The sequence below is a fragment of the Brevundimonas sp. genome (assembly GCF_044239655.1).
Taxonomy (GTDB): Bacteria; Pseudomonadota; Alphaproteobacteria; order Caulobacterales; family Caulobacteraceae; genus Brevundimonas.
This window is the reverse complement of record NZ_JBIIAY010000164.1, coordinates 1-5,255: the sequence shown is the minus strand read 5'-3', so window position 1 is coordinate 5,255 and position 5,255 is coordinate 1. Positions and strand designations below refer to the sequence as shown.

General features: G+C 68.0%; 4 protein-coding genes and 1 pseudogene. 3 read left to right on the top strand and 2 right to left on the bottom strand.

Going from position 1 to position 5,255, the window contains the following annotated elements:
* Nucleotides 1–224: 224 nt before the first annotated feature.
* Complete coding sequence (locus tag ACILQR_RS15440; RefSeq protein ID WP_395652271.1) at nucleotides 225–956, bottom strand: rhomboid family intramembrane serine protease; 732 nt, start codon at nucleotides 954–956, stop codon at nucleotides 225–227.
* A 117-nt stretch (nucleotides 957–1,073) separates the two neighbouring features.
* On the opposite strand from ACILQR_RS15440, the gene hfaA reads away from it, so the two are divergent.
* From hfaA to hfaD, 3 genes are all read left to right on the top strand, one after another.
* Nucleotides 1,074–1,520 (top strand): holdfast anchoring protein HfaA, encoded by a 447-nt coding sequence (gene hfaA, locus ACILQR_RS15435; RefSeq protein WP_395652270.1) that lies wholly within the window; start codon nucleotides 1,074–1,076, stop codon nucleotides 1,518–1,520.
* A 67-nt stretch (nucleotides 1,521–1,587) separates the two neighbouring features.
* Nucleotides 1,588–2,535, top strand: coding sequence for a holdfast anchoring protein HfaB (gene hfaB / locus ACILQR_RS15430; RefSeq protein WP_395652272.1), 948 nt, complete (start codon nucleotides 1,588–1,590; stop codon nucleotides 2,533–2,535).
* Entirely contained in the window at nucleotides 2,462–3,709 is a 1,248-nt protein-coding gene (gene hfaD / locus ACILQR_RS15425) for a holdfast anchor protein HfaD (RefSeq protein WP_395652269.1), read from the top strand. The genes hfaB and hfaD overlap by 74 nt, the downstream gene beginning before the upstream one ends.
* 959 nt (nucleotides 3,710–4,668) lie before the next feature.
* Here the strand turns inward: hfaD and ACILQR_RS15420 are convergent.
* Nucleotides 4,669–5,255: pseudogene (locus tag ACILQR_RS15420) on the bottom strand (hydroxymethylglutaryl-CoA lyase); the annotation flags it as partial.

The window sequence follows — 5,255 nt, the reverse complement described above, 5'->3', positions numbered from 1 at the left end:
AGAAGACCCCGGCCACCCGGTCGCCGTCACAGACGATCAGCGCACCCACCCGTCGCGTGTCCAGCTCGGCACAGGCCTGGGCCACCGTGGTGTCGGGGGCGATCGAGAAGACCGCATCTCCCTTGCTCTTGAGGATCTCGGCAACCAGCATCAGGCGTTTCCCTTCTCTATCGTTGTAGAGAACGGCCGCTGGGCAGGCGCGCAATCGGGCCTGTCGGGCCGCTTCAGCGCGGAGGATCACCCATACGGCCGTCAGACGCAAATGCCGGCGAGGGGCGCGTTCCGAACAGACGTGCGGCCGGACCGATCAGCAGGATCCCGGCCAGGAAGCCGAAGGCATGGGCCTCCCAGGCGATCTGGGCATCGTCGACCCCGGGAGCCAGGCCGATCAGGCCGGTCACCACATTGAGCGCCAGCACCGCCACGCTCATCCCGATCACGCGCCGATCGGTCAGGGGGCGAGGGCGGCCTTGCGTCCCCAGCAGACGGATCGCGCCGCCCAGCAGTCCCATCACCGCTCCGGACGCCCCGACCAGGGTCGCGGAACTGTCCGGATGGACCAGTCCGTAACCCAGCGTCCCGGCCAGTCCACATACAATATAATAGCCGAGAAAAATGAGTCCGCCCTTGAGCCCCGGAAACAGCCGCGCCACCGCCGGTCCGAAGGCGAAGGCGAACCCCGCATTGATCAGCGCATGGGTCCACCCGCCGTGCAGGATCATGGAGGTCAGCACCCCGGGCCACCATCCGCCCTCGAACAGGCTGACCGGTCGAAAGGCCCAGCGCAGCCCCGCGTCGGGCAGCTGCATCTGAAGGGCGTAGAGACCGGGAATCGACAGGGCCAGCAGGATGGCCACGATCGGCGCATTGAAGACCGGCTCACGCGCGGGCGGCGTGGGCGGCACTGCGGTCGAGCTTGGGGTGAAGCTCGCGAATCGGTCCGGGTCGGAGGCCATGCCCGGCAAATGTGCGCCTAAGCCTGCGATCTCAAGCGGTTCTTAATAACCATGACCCATTTTGGCACGCGGGTTGATTGCCGACCCGCCACCAGTTTCGCTTGCGGAGTCCCGCGCATGATTCGTCACACGATCCCCCGGACGGCCCTGCTGGGCACGGCCTGCGCCCTGGCCATGGCCCTTCCGGCCGCGGCCCAGAGCACCGGTTCGTCCGGTCTGTCCAGCTTCCAGGCGGGTTACGGCGGCGCGCGCTATTCGACGGCGACGTCCCAGACGGGCTCGACCCGCGATGCGAACGGCAACCGGCTGATCGTCGACGGCATCATCCAGGCGGGCGCCTCCAGCTATCAGAGCCAGAATTCCGGGGTCTCGTCCTCCTATGCCGGCGCAGGGTCGTCCTCGGACGGCGGCACGGTGATCGGCGGGGCCACCGCCATCGGCAACAGCCTGAACGTCGTGGTCCAGGGCAACCACAACACGGTCATCGTCAACTCGCGTCAGACGAACACCGGCAACATCACCGCGGGTACGGCGCTGAACGGGACCTTGAACCTTGGCAACTGATCGTATTCTGAAGCGGGCCACCCTGAAGCGAGGCCGCGTTCTCGCCGGCTGTGTCGCCATCGCGGCGATGCTGGCCGGTTGCGTCAGCCCCGTGGCCGGGCCGAACGGCCTGTACGCCACCCCGATCGGCAATGCGCCGGTGACGGCCAACAACACGCCCTACTCGACAGCGCTCTACTGCCTCGCCGACTATGCGCGGCGCTACAACCTGCCTTCGCCGCGCATGGCGATCGGCCGGATCAGCGACTACACCGGCTCGGTCGCCACCGACGGCGGGCGCCAGATTACCCAGGGTGCCTCGCTCATGGCCTTCTCTGCGCTGGGCAAGGCCGGTGCCCGGATGGTCGAACGCTACGACACCTCGATCTCCGAGCTCGAGCTTCGCTACGCCAACAACAAGCTGATCGGGGACGAGAGCGATTCCCCCGACGCCAACAATTACCGCCGCATCCTGGCCGGGCAGGTGCCGGGTTCGGACTTCTACCTCGTCGGCGGCATCACCGAGGTGAACTACAACATCCGCTCGGCCGGCTTCGATGCGGGCCAGGGCGAGCTGAACTCCGAACGTCCGGGCTCCGCCCTGCTCCAGGGCAAGGTGTTCGTCATGAACGTCGCCCTGGACCTGCGCCTGGTCCAGACGACCTCGATGGAGGTCGTCGACGTGATTTCCTACCAGAAGCAGATCATCGGCCGCGAGATCTCGGCCGGGGTGTTCGACTTCCTGGGCGGCAATGTCATCGACATCTCGGCGGGCACGGGCGGCATGGAGCCGGTCCAGCTGGCGGTCCGTTCACTGATCGAACGCGCCACGCTCGAGATGATGGCCAATCTGTACGGCGCGCCTGGCCCTCAGGTCTGCCTCGACGCCTCGCGCGACCCCCTGGGCACGGTCGGCCCCACCGGCGGCTATTATCCCGCCTACGCCAACACGGACACGAACAATGGCTCGACCCGCGCAGAACCGAATCGCTGGCACGCTGGCCGCGATGGCGATGTTCGCCGCGGCCGCTACTGAAGCGTCCGCCCAGGAACAGCTCGTCCTCAACAACCAGCTCCAGCTGGGCGACGTCATCAGCGGCCAGACCCTGAACGTCGAGGATGCGTCCGATCAGGTCACCGTCTCGACCGCCGCCACGGGCAACAGCCTGTCGGGCGGGGTCCAGGGCGGCTCCCTGACCCTGCGCAACGTCCAGCGCGTCAACGGCGGCGTCGCCTCGACCACCACCCTGAACCTGGGCGGCGACACCGAAGGCGTGGTCAATGCGACGACCCAGGCCAACGGCAACTACGTCGCCGGCGGGGCCTACGGCGCCAACCTGGCCATCGATTCGGACCAGAGCGTCGGCCCCGGCGAGATCGTCGCCTCATCGACCATCCCCGGCGGCACGGCACGCCTGTTGTCCGGTGCCTCGGTCGGCGTCGCGGCGAGCGCCAACACCATGGCCCTGGGCGGGACGGGCACGCAGATTTCGGGCGCGATCCACCAGACGTCCGATTCGTCGGTGCGCGCGAACAACCTGGCCCAGACCCAGTATATCCCGGCGACCGCCATCTTCGGCGCCCAGGCGCTCGGCAACGCCACTGCCATCAACGGCGAGAACGTCTCGAGCCAGAACATCTATGTGGGCCAGCGCTCGACCGGCGACATCGTCACCGCCGACGTCAGCGCCAATGCGGGCAACGCCTGGGACCTGACCGGCACCGCCACCGCCAACGCCAACCAGGCCGTGATGGCCAACCACGGCGGATCGGTCGTCGCCCGAACCCAGCAGGAAAACGTCAGCGCCGTCGCCTCGACCGCCCGCGTCACCAGCTATGATTTCGGCGCGGCCATGGCCTCGGCCCAGGGCGGAGCCAACGTCGTCTCGGTCGGCACCGAGTCGGACTATCTCGAACTCGACAACAGCCAGATCAACACCGGCGGCGTCGAGGTCCAGGCCAGCTTCATCGGCACCAACGGCTATGACGCCTATGTCTCGGCCGACGCCGTGGGCAACTCCGTCACCGGCTATGCCTGCGCCGCCTGCGAGGCGACTCTGACGGCCAACAATGTCCAGCACAACGAGGGCAATGTCTCGGCGTCGGCCTCCACCACCGTCTACGGCCAGGGCCGCGCCGCCATCACCGGCACCAACGCCGTCGGCAACGCCGCGACCTTCTACGTCAGCCGCCCGGGCTCGGGGCAGTAGAACGGATCACCTCCCCCTTGCCGAAGGGCAATGGGGAGGACAGGCTGCGAAGCAGCCCGGAGTGGCCGACGATGTCTGTCCGGTGGGAGACTCCTTCTCCCCTTGCGGGAGAAGGTGGCCCGCAGGGTCGGATGAGGGGTCACGCTGGCGTCTGAGTCTGCCTCAACCGCCGAATCCTCTACCGTCCTATCCCGAGTGACCCCTCATCCGTCAGCCGTCGGCTGCCACCTTCTCCCGCAAGGGGAGAAGGATATTTCGGCTGCTCCAGCACCACCAACTTTCAAACTTCGAAGCACCAATCCCTTGCCCCGCAACGGATTGCAGATTTCTCGCCCCCTCGAACCCGCCCAGGTATCCAGCACCGCTATACTGCCCTTCGTCCCGTCGCGGGGAAGGGCGCAAGGCCTTGCGATCTTGTTGCGGCGGGGGTGTGTGGAGCGGGGCGGTCGAGGCCTCGTCTCCGGTCAGCCCTGGCGAGCTCCGAAGCCGGCCTCCCTCGGGAGGCTGGGCGCGGCGCCCGGGGGATCGGAGGCGGCGTCGCCGGTCGTGCAAAGGGTCTGGCGCAGAGAGTCGGATCGTTCAGGGGATGACGTCGCAAGGGCGTCACCCTCCCGTCGGGGGCGCGGTAGCGGCAAGGGGGTAACACCCCCGCTGGTTCGTGGAAACACGAGCCGTACAGCTCCCGGATAACCACGCACGCGGAGCGTTCGTCTTTCGCCGAAACGGTATTTTCTATTTCTTTCCGGGCGAAGGCCCGGACGCTCCGCCGACCCTTCCCATCGCTTCAGCGCATCGGCGCGTGAAGGCGAAGATGTGTGCGCGGTTGAGTGCTAGTGCCAGTGCTGGTGAGCAAGCAAGAAGTGAGAGCTCGTCCGCCGTCGCGCTCCGTGACGCCCCGCTGTGTCCGGATCGACGCTGAACCCTGGCTCACTAGCACTGGCACTAGCACTCCGCCGATCTCACCCCCTCGGCCAACCCCCTGCCCGGCTGAGTGCGCTCGGTGCCGGGCGGCCGATCTTGTCGCCGATCCAGCGGGCGGTCGCGATCAGGGCGTCGAGGTCGTAGCCGGTCGGATAACCGGCCCGCTCCAGCATGTAGACCAGGTCCTCGGTCGCGACATTGCCCGTGGCGCCCGGCGCGAACGGACAGCCGCCGATGCCGCCGACCGAGGCGTCCAGCACGTCGATCCCGGCCTGGACGGCGGCATAGGCGTTGGCGACCCCGGTGTTGCGGGTGTCGTGGAAATGCAGCCTCAGGGTCGTGTCGGGCGCGGCCGCCCGCGCCGCCTCGATCTTTCGGGTCACGGCCCAGGGATCGGCGACCCCGATGGTGTCGGCCAGGCCGATTTCGGCGACGCCCAGTTCCGCGACCCGGCCGACCAGATCGGCGACCTGCTCAGCCGAGACCTCGCCGTCGAACGGGCAGCCCCAGACGCAGCTGATCGTCGCCGACAGGGCGGGCGCGGCCCCTGGCTCGCCCTCCGAATTCCGCCGCCCGGCGACGATGGCCGACAGCATCTCCACCTGCTGCAAGACCGACAGGCCCT